Origin of the sequence: Streptomyces sp. NBC_00988, from assembly GCF_045162645.1 — a bacterium.
Lineage (GTDB): Bacteria > Actinomycetota > Actinomycetes > Streptomycetales > Streptomycetaceae > Streptomyces.
Window position 1 is genome coordinate 6,846,444 of the sequence record NZ_CP108730.1, and the last position, 17,225, is coordinate 6,863,668.

General features: G+C 67.1%; 17 protein-coding genes. 1 reads left to right on the forward strand and 16 read right to left on the reverse strand.

Features of this window, described 5'->3' with window-relative positions:
• Positions 1-6: 6 nt before the first annotated feature.
• The 16 genes from OG496_RS31455 to OG496_RS31530 form a co-directional block, all read right to left on the reverse strand.
• Positions 7-927 (reverse strand): GH25 family lysozyme, encoded by a 921-nt coding sequence (locus OG496_RS31455; RefSeq protein WP_405973312.1) that lies wholly within the window; start codon positions 925-927, stop codon positions 7-9.
• 79 nt (positions 928-1,006) lie between these two features.
• Positions 1,007-1,432, reverse strand: a complete 426-nt coding sequence (locus OG496_RS31460; protein WP_405973313.1) for a hypothetical protein — start codon at positions 1,430-1,432, stop codon at positions 1,007-1,009.
• Between the two features lie 15 nt (positions 1,433-1,447).
• On the reverse strand, positions 1,448-5,269 hold the full coding sequence (locus tag OG496_RS31465; RefSeq protein ID WP_405973314.1) for a hypothetical protein: 3,822 nt from the start codon (positions 5,267-5,269) through the stop codon (positions 1,448-1,450).
• A 2-nt stretch (positions 5,270-5,271) separates the two neighbouring features.
• Positions 5,272-7,485: a phage tail tape measure protein gene (locus tag OG496_RS31470; protein WP_405973315.1), complete on the reverse strand. Its 2,214-nt coding sequence runs from the start codon at positions 7,483-7,485 to the stop codon at positions 5,272-5,274.
• A 44-nt stretch (positions 7,486-7,529) separates the two neighbouring features.
• A complete protein-coding gene (locus tag OG496_RS31475; RefSeq protein ID WP_405973316.1) occupies positions 7,530-7,739 on the reverse strand; it encodes a hypothetical protein in 210 nt (69 codons plus the stop codon).
• Positions 7,736-8,230, reverse strand: a complete 495-nt coding sequence (locus OG496_RS31480) for a hypothetical protein (RefSeq protein WP_405973317.1) — start codon at positions 8,228-8,230, stop codon at positions 7,736-7,738. The genes OG496_RS31475 and OG496_RS31480 overlap by 4 nt, the downstream gene beginning before the upstream one ends.
• Positions 8,230-8,724, reverse strand: coding sequence for a phage tail tube protein (locus OG496_RS31485; RefSeq protein WP_405973318.1), 495 nt, complete (start codon positions 8,722-8,724; stop codon positions 8,230-8,232). Before OG496_RS31485 ends, OG496_RS31480 begins: the two co-directional genes overlap by 1 nt.
• Positions 8,725-8,736: 12 nt before the next feature.
• Positions 8,737-9,168, reverse strand: coding sequence for a minor capsid protein (locus OG496_RS31490; RefSeq protein ID WP_405973319.1), 432 nt, complete (start codon positions 9,166-9,168; stop codon positions 8,737-8,739).
• Positions 9,165-9,518 (reverse strand): hypothetical protein, encoded by a 354-nt coding sequence (locus OG496_RS31495; RefSeq protein ID WP_405973320.1) that lies wholly within the window; start codon positions 9,516-9,518, stop codon positions 9,165-9,167. Before OG496_RS31495 ends, OG496_RS31490 begins: the two co-directional genes overlap by 4 nt.
• Before the next feature lie 617 nt (positions 9,519-10,135).
• Positions 10,136-10,459, reverse strand: coding sequence for a hypothetical protein (locus tag OG496_RS31500; protein WP_405973321.1), 324 nt, complete (start codon positions 10,457-10,459; stop codon positions 10,136-10,138).
• Complete coding sequence (locus OG496_RS31505) at positions 10,453-10,857, reverse strand: hypothetical protein (protein ID WP_405973322.1); 405 nt, start codon at positions 10,855-10,857, stop codon at positions 10,453-10,455. Before OG496_RS31505 ends, OG496_RS31500 begins: the two co-directional genes overlap by 7 nt.
• Positions 10,854-11,000, reverse strand: a complete 147-nt coding sequence (locus tag OG496_RS31510) for a hypothetical protein (protein ID WP_366093204.1) — start codon at positions 10,998-11,000, stop codon at positions 10,854-10,856. The genes OG496_RS31505 and OG496_RS31510 overlap by 4 nt, the downstream gene beginning before the upstream one ends.
• Complete coding sequence (locus tag OG496_RS31515; protein WP_405973323.1) at positions 11,000-11,857, reverse strand: N4-gp56 family major capsid protein; 858 nt, start codon at positions 11,855-11,857, stop codon at positions 11,000-11,002. Before OG496_RS31515 ends, OG496_RS31510 begins: the two co-directional genes overlap by 1 nt.
• Positions 11,858-11,869: 12 nt before the next feature.
• The gene (locus OG496_RS31520; RefSeq protein ID WP_405973324.1) at positions 11,870-12,514 is read right to left on the reverse strand and encodes a hypothetical protein; all 645 of its coding nucleotides are present in this window, start codon (positions 12,512-12,514) and stop codon (positions 11,870-11,872) included.
• Between the two features lie 1,004 nt (positions 12,515-13,518).
• Entirely contained in the window at positions 13,519-13,683 is a 165-nt protein-coding gene (locus OG496_RS31525) for an Rmf/CrpP fold protein (RefSeq protein ID WP_405973325.1), read from the reverse strand.
• A 3-nt stretch (positions 13,684-13,686) separates the two neighbouring features.
• Entirely contained in the window at positions 13,687-15,930 is a 2,244-nt protein-coding gene (locus tag OG496_RS31530; protein WP_405973326.1) for a phage minor capsid protein, read from the reverse strand.
• Between the two features lie 167 nt (positions 15,931-16,097).
• Between OG496_RS31530 and OG496_RS31535 the strand changes: the two genes are divergently transcribed.
• Entirely contained in the window at positions 16,098-17,213 is a 1,116-nt protein-coding gene (locus tag OG496_RS31535; RefSeq protein WP_405973327.1) for a DUF4062 domain-containing protein, read from the forward strand.
• The last annotated feature ends 12 nt before the right edge of the window (positions 17,214-17,225 follow it).

The window sequence follows — 17,225 nt, forward strand, 5'->3', positions numbered from 1 at the left end:
GTGGGGTCACTTGCCGTAGGCGAGGCGGAACAGGGCGGCCCATCCCTTCGGGCCGATCTTCACGTCGTGCGTGGTGCCCTTGGCGCGGTAAGTCGGGTGCGCGTTGTGGAACTTGGCCACGGCAGCCTGAGTCTTGGGTCCGTAATTCGGCGACTCGGCAACGGACTTGGCCATGTAGCCGGCGGCCTTGAGCGCGCGCTGAAGAGTGATGGACGAGGGCTTGGCCTTGTTCGGGGCGAGGCCGGTCGGGAACTTCGGCGGGGTGTACGTCTTGGGCTCGTCGTCGGTGTCGTCGGCGTCGCCCTGGGCCCACTCGCGCAGCGCGGAGGGGGACATGTAGGCGATGTTCCGGTCGAGGGGGGTCGACGTGAACTGCCAGATCGTCACGGTGCGACCGCTCGGCTTGGGCCGGGTAGCGGCCTCTGCTCGGGCGTAGGTGGCGGCACCCCACGGGTAAGCCGGGTACCACAGGGGAACGCCCGAGGGGACGTGCCCGGCGGAGATGTCCGAGGCGGACGTGTAGATGCCGACGACCTGCCCGGGGAACGCCTTCTTCACTGCGGAGATCCACGCCGTGGCGTACGCCTTGATCTGGGCCGCGGTCCGGCCCTTGTAGTTCCGGCCGTCGCTGTAGCGCTCAAGGTCGAGCCAGTGCAGGAACCCGGGGCCGGCGTACACCTTGACGGCGCTGATGTAGTTGGTGGCCTCGGCGGCGGCGGACTGGTTCGGCCACGCGAAGTGGTACGCGCCGGCGACCAGGCCGGCGCCCTTGATTCCCTTGATGTGGGTTCCGAACTTCGGGTCGTGCGTGCTCTGTCCCTCGCTCGCCTTGGCGAACGCGAAGGTGAGGCCGTCGGCCTTGAGCGCGGTCCAGTTCTGTGCGGACTGGTACGCGGACACGTCGAGGCCGCGCGAGGTGCTGGTCATACGGGGTGCCTCCTGGGCATGAAAAAACGCCCGGCGCGGTGCGCTCGGGCGTACGTGGTGGGCGAGTTGAGGGGCGGGGCTAGTCCTGAATGAAGGTGATGTGCAGGCGCAGATTCCGGCCGCTGCCGGAGGTGGTGGCCTCGCCGACGATCGGCTCACCGTTGGTGGTGCGCAGCGTGGCGATGCCGTCGGTGCCGATGACGAACCCGCCCTCGGCGGTGCCGTCGTCCCAGTTCCCGTTGATGGTGCCGCTGGTGGGTCGCCACCCGGACGGGACGGTGCAGCAGGCGGTGTCGGCGAGGTTGCCGGCGCCCGAGACGGCGATCGTCGCCCCGGAGCGGAACAGGTACATGTTCAACTCGACGTTGTGGCCGCTGCGGTAGCCGCGGAAGTCGCTGACCGTGAACCCGGTCGCCGCCACAAGTCCCGTTGCAGTGGTGAGAGTTGGTGGGCCGTCGTTGAGCCGGTCATCGGTGATCCGCATACCGGGCTGCCACAGGGTCACGAGGGGGATGCCTCCTTACAGGGCGACGATGGCGGGGTATGCGAGCCGCACGTCGGCGCCTGCGGCCTGCGCCTTGACGATGTTGTTGCGGCTGCGGATGACCGTGAAGACCTGCGGGTTGATGACGTCGACGTTGTCGTACCGGATCTGCACGGTGGCCGCGTTGGTGTTGCTGGCGGTGCGGATCGAGCGGGTACCGATCTGGTTCGCAGCGGTGAGCGCCGTGTCGGTGACCTCGATACGCCAGTCGCTCGGCTCCGCGCTCGACGCGAGCCACCCCTTAACCCGGAGCGTCGTCCCGCGCCCTTGGAACCGTACCCGGACGAACTGCCCGGCAACGTGCGTGATCGGCACGGTGTAGGTGCCGAGTTCCGTGGTCACGTCGGCGACGACCTTGCGCAGGGACAGGACGACCGTGTTGGTCGTGCTGAACTGCACCCGGACCATGTACATGTTCGAGGAGTCCAGCATCCGTGCCGTGACCGCGCCGTACAGGCTGTCGCCCGTGGCCAGTGCCGACGTCGTGATGTCGGCGTAGACGTCGAAGTCGGCATGCGCCGCGGTGACCGCTGTACGCCGAGACGTCTCGGTCGTCGACAGGGTGTGCACCCCGTAGCCGGAGCCGACGGAGTAGTCGGACGTCGATCCGCCGCCGACGGTGGACCAGGACGGGCCCGAGTCGGGCATGCCCCAACTCCCGGTGACGGTACGGCCGAAGCTGTCGAGCAGCCATGAGGCCTTGGGCTGGGTGAGGCGGACGCCCCACACGTACCAGACGTCGCCGGCGGTCGGGGTTGCTCCGTGGCGGGCGCGGACGCTCGCCCGTGAGGCGGTGGCGGGAGCTGTCAACGACTGCTGGAGGAACGTCCATTGCCCGGCGGGCGCGGCGACCGCGCTGCCAAGTCCCGTGTTGAGGAACGTGTTTGTGGCGTCGTACCAGTCGATGACCGGCCGGAGGTCGCTCCACCCCTTGGGGGAGTACGCCCACATCGAGGCGACGTACGTCGCGCCCGGCACGATTGCGCCCACGTCGCTGCGGGTGGCGACCGCGCCGCCGGAGGTGCCGACCCCGTCCGGGGTGATCAGCAGGGAGCCGAGGGCCTGCGGGTGTAGGACCGAGGTCGAGCGGGCGACGGTGGCGGCCTGCCCGCTCCAGCCGCTTGAGTCCGACTCGAAGAACGGGTTGGTGTTCAGTAGCCGGCCGGGCGCGGCGACGGTCATTACCTCCCCGCCGACCCGTACATCCCATGGGTAGTCGTAGGGGTTGCTTGTCCAGGTCTGGCCGGCGGTGGTGAGCACGTTCACCGTGGCGGCGGTGTCGGTCGCCGCGGTGGCGAGTTGGGCGCCGCTGGTGTCGCACCACTTGAGCGGGATCTCGTCGACTACGCCCACCGACCAGGGGCCGGCGGGCGAGCAGGTGAACGTGATCGTCCACGTGCGGGGGAGGACGGTTTCGGTCCAGCCGTCGACCAGCAGCTCGACGACGCCCGAGCCGGTGAACCGCTTGGGCAGGTTGACGATGCGGATCTTGTCGCCCTCGCTGAGCGCGAGGACGGACGGGATGAGTTCGGGGAACTTGTGCAACAGCAGAGTGATCGACGGATAGCGGTTCTCGTCCCAAGTGGACAGGTGAAGAAGCCAGTTCGCGACCGGGTCGGTCTGGTCGTCGGTGGCCAGGTTCAGCGTTTTGGAGTCGTCGACCAGGCCGATACCGTCCGGCGGGTCTTGGATGGACAGGGGGCCGTCGTCGAGGACCGCGGTACCGGTCGATCCTCCCTTGCGCTGTACGGCCCATTCGTTGCGTACGGTGTCGTCCTCGATCGGCTCGAACGGCGGCGCGAGGTGGCCGGCGGCGTAGTCGAGGACGAGGGCCGGCTGTTGGTTGTAGAGGGCTGCGCGGGTGCGGTACTTCAGTTCGCGTCCGGCCATGGTCTCGCCGAAGATCCCGCCGTCGGCCTCGGCGCACTCGCGCAGCAGGTCGAGCAGCGGAGCGGGACTCTGCGCCCCCACGGGCACCGTGTCGTCCGGGTCGCCCACGATGGTGAGCAAGACGCCCTCTTCCTGGGCCAGGCGGCGCATGCGGGCGCCGGAGGTCTCCCCGGACCACGCGTCAACTGCGTTGACGTACGCGGCTGTTGAGTCCGTTGGCCAGACCGAGAGGTGACCGAGGGCCAGACCGTTCAGGGCTGAGGCGTAGCCGTCGGCGGGGGAGGCGACGGCGGTAGGCCGGCCGATGGTGCCGGGAGTCGTGAAGTAGACGCCTCCGGGGTCGCCGCCGACGTCGGTCCACACGATGCCGAACTTCACGTTGGCGCCTTGCTGGGCGACGGTGAAGTTGACGCGCTGCCACCGGTTGAAGATGTCCGCCCCGGTGGCAATGTCCTGCGTGGACAGGGTGTTGCCGTCGTCGTCCTTGGCGATGATCCGGCTACTGATCCCGTTGGTGGTCGAACCGAACTGGATCAACCATTCCCGCACGGTGCCGCCGGTGCTCAGTACGCGCATGAACGTCCACCGAGTGGTGGGCAGCGTGTCGAGCCGGTACATCCACTGCACCGACCACGACGTAAGCGCGGTGCTCGGCGCCGGAACGCGGCCCATCATGACGGGCAACTGTCCGGCGCTGGACGCGAGGACGGGCAACAGGCCGGACGAGGCAAGGGTGTTGGCTTGCGCCCATGTCACATTCGACAGGCGCAGTGGGCCCACGCCGGCGATCGGCGAGGACGCCTGAGCCGAACTCGCGCCTTCCTCCATCGGCCAGTACGCGAGCGGCTTGTAGGAAGGGATACGGCGGCGCAGCGCGGACGCAAGAGGCTTCGCCCCTTGGCCGAGGCGGCGCAGGATGCCCGCGGCGGTGATCGGCGTCCACGCGTCCTTTTCCGAGGTGGACCACTTCGGCGGCCACTCGGGCACCTCGCCCTCGAACCGCACGATGCGATCCGTGATCGCAGAGCCGGCGGCGAGCGTCCACGTGCGGCCGGCCGAGTCGGTGAACGAGGTGGTGCCGATCGGCTGTGTGGTGAAGTCCGGCGCGGCGACGACTGTGCCGTCGATGCCGCTGCGGACCTCGGCCCGGTAGACGGTGCCGGTGACCGCGCGGCGGGGCGGGGTGACGTCGGTCTGTTCCGGTGCGATGGACAACGGGGCTGTGCCGCTGAAGATGGTGACCGGGGCCGAACTGGTCAGGTCGCCGCTGAACTGCGTCCAGGGGCCGGCGAGGGTGGGTGCCCAGTACAGGCGCAGGGTGAACCCGCCGGCCCCGTTGTCGACGTCGAGGGTCCCGCGCACGGCAGCGTGGCGCGGCAGAGCTGCGGGCAGCGTGGCGAACCCGCCCCCGTCGACGGTTGTGCCGCCGCTGGTGGTGTTCAGGTACAGCACCCCTGCTCGCACGATCAGGTAGTACGAGCGGTTACCGGCCGCACCCCACTTGCCGATCAGGAACTGAGTCTCGGCCGAGAACCAGTTCGCCTCTCCCTCCCACCGGATATCAAGGTCCCCGGTGATGTCGAGGGCCGCCACATCCGGTGTGGTGGCGCGGTCGGCGGTGCCGGGCATTTCCAGGTGGACGGGGCCACCGGGCAAGGTGTAGCGGAAGGGGGTGTTGCGGTTGAACAGGCCGTAGTACGGGCCTTCGGGGTTGCGGGGGGTGTACGTGCCGTCGAGGTTGCGGATGGTGGCCACGCACGCGGCGGGATCGGCGGCGTTCGACTTGTACGGGCGCCCGCGGGTGTGGGTGATCGGATCACGCGTGTACAGGTCGCCGGTGATGTCCTGCCACGCGGACCCCATCCGCAACTCGCCCTTGAGGCCGAGCGGCTGGTCGGGGAATGCCACGGTTACGCACTCCTTCCGGTGACGGCGAACTGGACGTTTCCGCCACGGACGTTGACCGCGTCCCGGAACACCGAGAGCAGGAAGTCGCCGACCCTGCTGCCGTCCGAGGTGAACGTGACGACCGGCTGACCGCCCCCGCCGCCCGTGGCGGTCGCGGTCTGTGCGGCGACGTTCGCTGCGGTGGCCTGTCCGGCTGTGGGGACGGACACGAGATTGGACATGGCCCGGTCGACCGCGCCGGAGCCGGATTCGATGCCGTCGACGACGCCGGCGGGAATCCACCGGCCGACCTCACGCGCCATGACCTTGGACGGCGACGCAATACCAAGTGCCTTTGCAACCGGCCCCGGAATGACTTCCTTGGCCCAACCCGTGATCTTATTTCTGAGCCAACCGCCCATGGAAAGGATGCCGTTCCACAGGCCTTGAACGATGTTCTTGCCCTTGCCGACGAGCAGCCCGGACAGGTTGTTTCCGAGCGCGGACGAGAGGCGCTCCGGGAGTCCGCGAATCCAGTCGACCATTTCGGTTGCCTTGCCGACGGTCGCGTTTTTGATCGCGGTCCAGTTTTTGATGATCAGACCGAGCAGCGTCCAGTTGAGGAACAGGTTGTACAGACGTCCGGGAACTCCCTTGAGCCAACCAACGATCCCGTTCCACCACGACACTGCGGTATCCCGGATCGAGGACCAATGACTGATCAGCAGACCGATCAGGGTGAAGTTCATAAACGCCTGAACCATCATGTCCTTGGCCCAGATCAGTTTCCCGACGATCCAGTCCCAGACAGAGAGCGTCCACCCCCTGATCTCGTCCCAGTACGTGATGACGAGCACGACCAGGGCGGCGATAGCCATTCCCACCCAACCGACCGGCCCGAGGCCGGCGATCCAGGCAGCGGCCATCTCCGCGCCCGCGATCGTCGCCGCAACACCGATCGCGGCGAACGCCGCACCAATGACCACCGCGGCGACGGTGAACTCGGCGCGGTGCTTGCCGACGAATCCGAAGAACGTGGTCAGGACCGGCACGACGTTGTCGCCAAGGAATTCGACAAGGTTCTGCTGCATCGAATTCTTGAAAGCGGTCAGTTGCGCCCCGGCATTGTCACGAAGAGTGTTGCCGAGTGCGTCGGCCGCTCCGCCGACCTCGCCGAGACCCTGCGCGGCGGTACTCGGGTCCATCGCATAAAGCGCTTTTCCGAGATCCTCGGCCTGAGTGCCGAAAAGTGCGGTCGCCGCTTGCGACTGCTTGATCGGGTCCTTTATCGCCCGGAGCCGGTCGAGCGTGGTGTCGAGTGCGGCCGTCGCCGAAGAGCCGCCCTTGCCGAACTTCGCGGCCATGTCATCGGCATTCAGGCCGAGAGCCTGAAAACCTGCCGCAGTGGTCGCCGAGCCGTTGACAGCCCGGAGACCGAATTCCTTAATGGCGTCCGCGGCGATATCGGAATCCCGGGCGCCCGCCTGAATGGCCTGGTTCATCAGACCAACGGCCGTGGCGCCGTCCAATCCCGCCTGACGGAATTGCGTCCCGTATTCGTTGAACGTGTCGACCAGGTCATCCGCTTTATTCGCGGACGACTGGAATCCCTTCGTGAGGACGTCGAACGCCTCGTCGGCGGAGGAGACGAGACCGGTCCGCAGCATCTGTGAGACCGCGTTCGTGACCCCGCCGAGGTCTTGGTCGAAGGTGCTGGAGAGGTCAGCGACCTTCGTCGAGATCGATTCGATCTGCGCGTTCGTCGCGTCCGGCGGGAGCAGGCCGGCGCCCAGGGTCGCCTTGATCGCCTCGGCCGCGCCCTGGAAATCCTCCGTGACGGCGTCCGAGAACAACTCGCCGGCGACCTCGCCGTACCGCTTCGCCTCGGCCGGTGTCGCGCCGAGCTGCGCGCCGAGCTTGGCCGTGACCTGTCCCTGGTCGATGGCCTCGGACAGGCCGGCCATGAGGGCGGCGCCGAGCGCGCCCCCGATCACGCCCATGGCAAGCGCCTTGAGCTTGCCCGTGAGGGTGTCGCCGGCCTGCTCGGCGCCGTCGCCGGCGGCTTCGTCGAGGCCGTCGCCGAGCGCGCTGCCGGCGTCCTCTCCGCCGGCGCGGGCGCGCTGGGTGATGCGGGCGAGGGCGGCCCGCAATCGGGCTTGGAAGCTGTCGAGTCCCTGCTCGGCCTCGCTGTCGTCGACGGTGATCGTCGCGGCGAGTTCGCCCACTGTCAGGGCCATGCGCGGGCCTCCTCACAGGGGGCCGCACACGCGGGGCGCGGTATTCAGTTACGCCGGGGCTTCTTCGGCTCCGGCGGAGGGTTGAACAGGCGCTGTATGCGGGAGTCGGCGGACAGGAGGCCGAAGATGCGCACGCGCAGCCATCGCCACGAGCGCTCCTCCAACAGTCCGGGTGCGCCGGCGTCGATGCCGTAGACCTCGTGTAGGTCTGCCTCGACAAGCGGCCACTCGTTGAGGAGTTGGGCCCACGTCACTTGCGGCGCGCGCCGCTGCTGCTGCCCTTTCCTCCGCGCCGGTTGGCCGGGCGGGGCTTCGTACCACTCGAAGAGCCCCGAGACCGGGTCTTGTTCGCCGCATCCGATGTACTGCGGCGCTGCTGCCGGTTCGGGGCCAGTTGAGAAGGGTCGCCGCCTGTGTTCCAGTACGCCTCTGCGCGGTCCTTGCTCTGGATGATCCACACCATGGCGGTCACGGCGGCGTGCTTGAGCATCGGCCACTCGACGCCGTCGGCGACCATCTCGGCGTGCGCGGTGCCGAGGACGTCGGCGTACATGTCGCGCTCGGCCGCGTCCGCCAACACCTCTTTGTCGGCCTGTCCGCCGTCGGCGGCCGTGGCGGCGGCCTGCATGATGGCCTGCACCCGCAGACCGGTCGCCGCGGACGGCGCGGGAACCCGGTACGTCTTCCCCTTGATCGGGAGTACGAGGGAGTCGTCGAGCAGGTTGCCGAGTTCCTGAAAGGCCATTACGAACCACTCCCCGCGAGCGGGTTGGTGATCGCGGTCTTGGCGCCCTTGCCGGTGAGCGTGACCCCGACCGAGTCGAGGTCGTCGGTTGCTCCGCCGTCCGGGTCCCACATCACCAGGGCGCGGCCTTCGTAGGCGTCGGCGCGCCCCTCGCGGTCGTACCACCGCACATGGACGGTCGCGCCGCTGCCGAAGCTCTCGGCCGCGAGCCGCAGCTTTTCCTGCGCCGCGTTGAACGCCTTCGTGGTCGGGTGGTAGCGGTGCAACAGCGTCAACTCGACGGACCACGCGAGTTGCGTGACGGTGCTGTCGGCCCAACCGCCGTCCTCGTAGGTGGTGGAATCCTGCTGCGTCGGGTCGACCGCCGGGTCGAACTCCTGGATGCCGGGCACGATCACCCACGAGGGGGTGCTCGTCGAACTCGTGTCGAGTTCGAGGCGGTAGCGGCGCGCGAGCGCGGTCTCGGTCTCCGCCGGCTGCACGGGGGTGGACAAGGGACGGTCCTCCTACTCAAGTCGGGGGTGCGGCCGGTGAGCGCGCAACGCGTAGTTGCTGGTCCGCTCGAACCGGCCGGCCGAGTCGGCGCCGAGCGGGGCGGCGGACTGGCGGGTGATCAGCACGACGCGGGCCGTACCGAAGAGGAACGGGCCGGAGTTGTGCAGCACCTCGAACACGGCGTCGTCGAGGGCGGCCACCTCGCGCGGATCGACGCCGGCGCGGGTACGGGCCTGCACGTAGACGGTGGTGTCGGTGAGGGTCTGGGAGTTGGCCGTGTCGTAGGCGGTGAGGACGACCGCGCGGTCCGGGGCGGCGGGCATCACGGTGTCCGTGATCGCCGTCTCGCCCTCGGTGTATACGCCGTTGGGCCTGTAGGTGGCGACGTTGGCCGCGGCGAGCATCTTCGCCAACCCGTCGACGACGTCGACGAGGAAGGTCACCGCAACGCCCTTCGTACTTGGGCGGCGATGATCTCCGTAATCGTGCCGCTCTCCCTCTGCAACGGCCCTTCGAGGAACTTCGCTTTCCGTCCCGGGCTGTGCCGGGCGGTGAGGTCCTCGTGTACACGTGCGGCGTACGGGGTGTCGTAGGTGACGCCGGCGACGAGGTCCTGCTCGTCGACGGTGGTCGCGCCGGAGCGTTCGAGGGTGCCCTCGGCGATCGGTACCTCTTTGCGGGACTCGGCGAGCAAGTGCTCGGCGCCGAGCAGCAGTCCGCGCACGGCGCCGGCTCGGGTGCGGCCGAGGACTGCGTCGCCGTTCCATCGGATTCGGGCGCGGGGGCGGCTCATTCGCAACTCACCTCCGAATGCGTCCTGTTATTCAGTGTGAGAGCTGCGAGCGTTGTAGTATCTGTGGCGCCTGGCTTCTCTCGCATCCATACGTCCGGCCGAGATCTTCGGCCGGATTCCTCGCAGTGCGGGGGCGTCTTGTAGAGAAAGGAGCAGGCACATGGAAGGCGAAGAGGGAGAGAAGCCCGAGGATCTACCACGCTGGGTACGCTCAGCGGTTGCGATCTTAGGGGCGCTCGTCCCGTTCGCAACGTGTGTGGTGATGCTGCTGCGCTAGATCGCGGCAGGTCAGGGCGGGTAGCGGCTGAACGGACCTTGAGATAGGTCCGGCTGTCTGATACTCAGCCGGACCCACCCAACCTCGCACACGTGCCGGGTCCCCGGTTCCCGCCGGGGCCCGGCACTTCACGTGTGTGAGCTTCAGTTGCAGTCCAACTTGCAGTTGAACTGCGACTCGTGTAGCTACACCATACCAACTTGCTGCAAGTCCTAAGCGTCATTCGCGGCTACTCATAAGCCTTCAGTTCATCATTGGTGAAGTGGTAATGAGCATCCACGTTCTTCTATACGGGACCACTTGGTAAGTTGCTAGTTGGTTTCAGTAGTCCGCCAAGTAGTTATTCGCAACTGACTTCCGTACAGGCTGGAACGGGGAGACCAGGAGCAGTGTGGTGGGCGACGGTGAGTGCAGTCGCGGTGCGGCCGTCGGGCAGGGTGACGCGTGAACTGAGTGGACAGTCGAGGTCAGGGGCGGCGATGAACGTCGCCGCGGCGGTGACCTTGCGGCCGTCCGGGGTGCGTACTAGTCGAGGGGTGGAGTCGACCAGGGCGGGAATGCCCGCGACTGCGGGACCGTACTGCGGCCCGTACGCGGACTCGCCAAGGTAGGGCTCGACACGGATGCGGTGGCGCAGCAGGCCTGCGGGAACGCGGTTCACCATGGCATCACGCAACCGAGGGTGAGGCCAGCGCGGCGCAGGATGCGGTCCGCGCGCGGGGCGAGCTCGACGCCGCCGGTTGTCGAGGTGCGCGAGCTGCGGCCGGATAGGGAGACGGGGCCGATCGAGACCGAGTCCCACTGTCCGGCCGCGCCGGTTCCGTCGTCGCCGGCAGCGAGTTGGTACTCGACCTGTGCACAGGTGGCCTCCCGCAACGCGATCTGAATCGCGGTGTCGAGCGGGTCGCCGTCGTCGTCGACGGGATAGACCGCGGCGAGTAGGGCCGAGTCGATGTCCTCGCCGGCCCGCGCGAGCAGCCGCTCGGCGTCAGCCGGGGCTGGCTGACCGGTCCAACCGGCGAGTTGCTCGGGGGTGGCGTACGGCTGCCGAACAGCGATCACCCCCTCGGCGCGGTGCCGGCAGCAGAACGGGCCGCCGGCTTCTTCGCCGGCGGCCCGTTGGCCTGCTGCTCCTCTTCCGTTGTCTGCTCGTCCTCGTCGCCCGGGGAATCCTCCGGGCGGGAGTGGTAGCGGCGCAGGAGCATCAGGCAGCCGCCCCCCGGGTCTTGAGAACGACGATCCCCTCGTCGTCGAGCCGGTGCGTCGCGTAGTGCACGTTCGTGGTGACCACGGTCGTGCGGGCGAGGATGTCGCGGTCCGTCTCGACGAGCGGCCGACGCTTGTAGAGCAGCCCGAGGGAGCCGCGGCGCACCATCAACGCGTTGTACGTGGCCGGGTTGGTGCCGTCGGCCGCGGTGGTGGTGACGCGGTCGGACACGAAGATGTTGACCCCGCCGATCTGGCCGATCACGCCGCGTGGGATGACCGCGCCCGTGCCGAACTTGTCGGCGCTGATGAAGTTCGGGTCCTTGTAGATGCTCGCCCGCTGGAGCGAGTGAATGATGATGCCGGCCATGTTCTCCGGCTCCCACTCGTCCCCGAACTTGGCGATGCCGTCCACCATCACGTCCCACGACAGGGGGTCGGTCGCGGCGTTGACCATGATGACGCCGGCGGCCTCGGCCGCGGCCGTCAAGTCCTTGTCGATCTTCCGGGCGATCAGTACTCCGAGCTGTCGCTGCGTCTCGGCGAACGGGTCGCCGAACGCGACAAGGCGAGCCTTGTCGGTGATCTCGACCGCCTTGCCGGCCTCCTTGATGGTGGCCGTGTTGCCCGGGTCGGTGCCGAGCTGCTCGGGGGTCATCGGGGTTCCCTCGGTGAGGTCCTCGGCCTCCGTAAGTCCCTTCCACTTGGGGAAGTTGACGGAGTCGCCGGGCTTGCCTTCGAGGGTGGAGTCGTTGAGCGCCATCGTGCCGATGACCAACTTGCCCTTGAACTTGCTTTGCACCATGTCGGCCCAGACGTCCGGGACGATCATCTGTGCCGCGGTCGTCTTCGCCATGCGGCAGCCTCCTTACTCGCTTGCGGCAGAAAGCTGCCGGTACAGGTCGGGGTCGGACTGGTGGAGCTCGACGCGGTCGGCGTAGCTCAGGCGCGCGAACTGCTCGGGCGTGACCGTCTGCGGGGCGCCCGGGGTGAAGTCGGCGCCGCCCTTGGGCGGTCCGGCCGGCAGAGTGCCGTCGGCGCGCAGCAGCGGGTTTGCCTCGACCGCGGCGGCGATCACGGCATCGAGCTTCTCGCCGAACTTCGCGTCGGTCGGGTCGAGCGCTTCGAGCTGCGCGGCCACCGAGCGGGAGTCGAGCAGCCGTGCAGGGTCGGCGCCACTCTTGTGCGCGGCCTGATGGGCGGCGAGCTCGACTCTCAGCCGGCGAGCCTCGGCGAGCGCGGTGTCGCGCTCGGTGGTCGCCTGCTCGGCGAGCTTGGCCGGGTCCTGCTCGCCGGCTGCGCCGTTCGGATCGAGCACCTTGCGTAGCGCGCCGAGCAGGTCGTCGCGCTCGGACTTGGCCTGCTGCGCTGCCTGCTCGGCCGCGGTCGCGCGCTGCTCGGCCGCCGGGTCAACCGTCGGTAGGGTCGGCGCGGGGGGCACGACCAAGGGAGTGGGGGTTGGTGGGGCTTCGGTGCCCGGGTCGGTACCGGCGGCTGGGGCGGGTTCGGGCATGGATTTGAGCTCCTCGAAAGGCTGCGAGAGAAAGCGGATATGATTCTTAAATCGCCCATAAGTTGCATAGCCGGCTTCGATTTATAGGGATCTATATGGGCGGTATGGGTAGATTTATGAAGTGTATAAGTGGCACTCGGCGCGACCGGGGAGTTGAATGCGGGAAAAGTGATGGCACTGGGTGCCACCGTGGCGCTGACCGGCTCGTTGCCTAACTGGGGATGTTCATTCCGGAGCGGAAAATGCCTTGGAAAAGAAGGCTCCTGCAAGGTGGATGGTCAGTATGTGACCATTTGGCGCCCTTTGCTGTGAGTGAGTTGAGGGTCACATCCGGGAATCTGACACGGAGTGACGCTCACCCCTCCCACCTGGGCATTTAATTGATCCACTTCCCTTTGGTCCAGTTTATGAAGTGTCACGCCAGCCGTACGGGGTGTAATCGGCGGGATAAGATTCGTGCACCTTCGGATCGATCGTGCTTTTCCAGCTGGAGGCACGAACACCTTCACGGTTGCGGGACTGACTCCCGTGTGACTGCCGCCCGGCGGGGCGGTAGGAAGGGGCCGGTCTTGAAGATCCTTGCGAGGAAGATTCGAGACCGTTGGAAGGAACGCTTGGCGCCTAAGATCACCGCGCCGCGGGTCTCGGCATCGATTGCCGTGATCATGCTCGCGCTGGCTGTGATCGACAGGGTGCCCAAGTGGTTCTGAATGCGAAAGACCCCAGCTGAGTGATCAACTAGGGCCTTTCGACAACGGTACGCGAGGGGCTCCACTCTGATCCCCCGAGTTACAGCTCGGGAGGGTGGGGCCCTTCGCAGGTCACCCTTTCGAGTGACTACGTATCACAGACGGTATCACCGTCACTGACATTCCGAACAGAGATCAACAGTCTGTTGATGTCTGTTCGGTAGGCAATACAGCCCTCTGAGCTGCTGTTTTGCTCGGTCGTTATGTGAATCGTGAATCCACTCACGAGTGTGAAGCGCTGAGCCTATGTCTTGTTCAAGGCTGGCCCGTCGACCGAGCCATCGCGTATCCGCGAACCCAAGCTGAGCGACACAGATTGCCCCTCGGGTAGGGGCAGGACGTGACGGGCGCGGCGCTGCGGCCGGCCTCGATGCCGGCGAGCAGGGCGCGAACGAGGGAGCCTCGACGCCCCACTGCCACCTCCTAGAGCCGGTTGTTCTGGGTGCTGCGGGAGGCGCGGGCGGTGTCGGCCGCGCTGCTGCGCAGGCCGGTCACCATCTCCTCGTACTCCGCGAGCGTCATGCGGGGGTGATCCTGCCACCAGCGCCTGAGTTCCTCCGAGGCGCGGGCGTAGGCGATGTGCGCGGGGCCGCTGAACAGTGAGACCGGGTCGACGCCCGCAGCCTGCGCGGCCTTGCTGAGCATGTAGCCGTTGGTCGCGTCCTCGGCGGCGAGCATCTGCGACCACACGTGCTCGCGGTACATCTCGCGCATCTCGGCGCGGGTGTAGGCGGTGCGCATCTGCAAGTCGGCGTACTCGCGCTCGGCGATCCATCGCTCGGTGGAGGACATGCCCGCGTACCAGTCGACAGAGAGGCCGTTCCAGGTGTCGGCGCCGGCGGCCGGGGCGAGGATTTCGTCGAGGGCGGCCCGGTCGGCGAGCTGCCCCTCGACGCTGAACGCCCCCTGCGCGTCAGGGAGTTCGGCGGGCGGGTACCGGCCGTCGAGTTCGTCGGCGATGCGTACGGCGTCGTCGGGGACGGCGTAGCGCACGGCCCACCCGAGCACGTCGTCGCCGACGGCGGACAGGTCACCGGCGAGACGCCCGCCGGGGAACACCTCGGCGAGCAGTCCGCGCCGGTTCACCTCGGCGCCGATGGCGGGGCGGTCGTCGACCACGTTGCGGGCGCGGTCGGCGAGTTCGCGCTCGGACATGCCGACGAGGTCACGTCGTGCGCCGGGCAGGGCCGCGTCGACGTCGCGGCGGTCCATCTCCGCCATGACGCGCAGCATGCCGTCGTCGTCCAAGTGCAGGGAGACGCGGGCGAGTTCGTCGTCGCTGAACTCGGCGAGGCTGTCGGCGAGGCGACCGTTCGGGCGGATGCGGTCGAGCAGGTCCTGCTCGTCTCGCCGGTCGGCCTCGCGGGCGATCCGGCCGCGGTCGCGCTCGTCGAGCACGCCTGGGCGGATGGCGGCGCCGAGCTGCTCGTCGTTCATCTCGGGCAGCGTCCGGTCGTCGCCGGCACGGACGCGCGCGGCCTCGAACGGGTCGGTGCCCGGACCGCTTGGCGTACCGGCACGGCCGGCGGTGCCATCGTCGGGGGGGAGGTTGCCGGCGCCGAGCTCCTCACGCTCGCGCCGGCGGATGAGTTCGGGGTGGTCGGCGAGGTGACCGCGCATCCGGCCCTGCCACCCGCGCACACGTGCCTCGGCCGCGCGCTTGGCCTCGGGGGTAGTCGCCGCGGCGGCGCGGTTCTTCCACTTGCGAATGCTGCGCTCGATGGCGCGCTGCTTCTGCGTCGCCTCGTACCCGTCGGGGTCCTCGGACGCGTCCTCGGGAGCGCGGGTCACGCCCGCGAGGTAAGCCGCAACGGAGTGCCGGCAGTTGGGATGCTGAAACCCGCGGGTGCGTGCGGCGTTGAGCGAGCCGGCGACGTCCACACGCACGGTGCGGCCGTCGTCGAGGGCGTGCTCGACCTCGACCTCGTGCGGACCGTCGGGGCCGTCGATCGACAGCACCTTGCCCTCGTACGGTTGGCACACGGGGCACTCGTGCGGGGCGTTGCTGACGATGACGAGGTCGAGGCCGGCCGCGCGCAGGCGGTCGGTGTGCCCCTCGACTGCGGCTCGACCGACCGCGGTACGGGTCGCCATCTCCGCGTAAGACGTCATCTGCCACGCGCGCCCGCTCTTGTCGACGAACGTCCGCAGCCCACGGTCGGAGAACCGTTCCATGGCGCGCTGCGTGGCCTGTCGGCGAGAGTCGATGCCGAGCAGCGGCGTTGCCGACACTTCGGCGATCACTTGCCGGTACCCGTCCTCAACTCCTCGGAGAATCCCGCGGTGCGTCTCGGTGACGAGGTCGATCGTTTCCTGCGCGAGCCGATCCACAGCGCGCGTCGCCGGCGTCGTCTCGGCGATCCGGCGCACCTCCTCGTCGCCCAGGGCGCCGAGCTCGGCGAGGCCGGCGCGCGCACCGACGTTGTACGCCTCGGCGACCACGTCCCATACCTCAAGGTCGACCGCGGTCGAGAGCGCGTCGACGACCTGCTGCGCCGAGCGTCGTAGCGGCTGGATGTCGGCGAGCTTGGCCACCGCCCATCCCGGAGCCTCGAACCCGTCGGAGAGTTGCCGCGCGACGATCCCCAACAGCCGTGCCTCGGCGTCCGCGTACAGGTCGCGGACGCCGGCCGACAAGCCCTCGACCCTCCACGGGGATACGGCCACGCCGCGCACCCCCAGATCTTCTCTGAGATCTCCGTACGGCTCCGGTACCGCGCTTCCCAGTTGCCATGGGGGGCGTGGGAGGGGTTACTGGAAGAGGAGATCGAAACCTAACCGTTGGGCGAGATTCCCGACGTACAACCGCTCATTGCCGGCAGCAGGGAAAGGTTATGCCCCCAAACGGAAAAAGGTATCAAGTCTTTGTTAGCTCTACTTACGAGGATCTCAAAGAAGAGAGGCAGAAAGTAATTTCTGCGCTGTTGCTTCTTGAGGCTATACCGGCCGGAATGGAGCTATTCCCTGCGGCTGATGAGGACTCCTGGGGCCTGATAACAGATGTTATCGATGACTGTGACTATTACCTGTTGGTGATTGCCGGAAAGTATGGATCGATTAATTCGATCGAAGATATGAGTTATACTGAGCAGGAGTTTGTCTATGCCATGAATGCCAAGAAACCCGTAATGGCATTCTTGCACAAAGATCTGACCATGCTTCCTGCTGGGAAATGTGAGTCGGAATCTGGACCGAGAGCACAGCTCGCCGCCTTCAGGGAAAAGGTAAAGACAGCCAGGGTCGTTAGGTTTTGGGAGTCGCCCGACGATCTCGGATATCAGATAGCGACGACCTATAGTACTTATGTGAAACGCTACCCGGCTGTCGGTTGGATCAAGGCGAATGCCGCTACCGACGTAGAGTCGCTTCGCACGATAGAGGGGCTTCGAAAGCGTGTGGAGGAACTTGAGGGCCAGTTGCAAGTCTCGGCCCTCGAACCGCCACCTGGGACGGCTGAACTTTCCAGCGGCGATGAAACGGTCGCCTTGAATATTGAAGTCAGTGGCCGGTATAAATCACCAGTTGGAGGATTTCCTACATTCGTTTTTGCGGTGCGGCTGGGATTCACTTGGGATCAGCTATTTTCTGCGCTTGTTCCCTATCTATTGAAGGAAATGGAGGAGGGTTTCCTGCGCGACTCGTTGGATGGATGGATAACGAATAAGGTGCGCGACATGGATGTCAGTCGCTCGGAAATGAAAGGGGAATTCAATGAGGCGGGTATTGATGTGTCGTCGATAGAATTTATAGGGGTGACTGCTGTTCTTGAGGCGATCAGTTTTGAGTCTGTGATCGTTCAGTTCGTGGCTCTCGGTTTGATAGCGCCTAGTAAGCGGAAGCGAAGTGTGACTGATCCAGGAACGTACTGGATGCTGACGGCCTATGGTCAACATCGAGCGCTGCAACTGCGGGCTATCCGCAGGAAAGGGAGGGGTATCGCCGACGCTTAGGGAAGCTGAGCC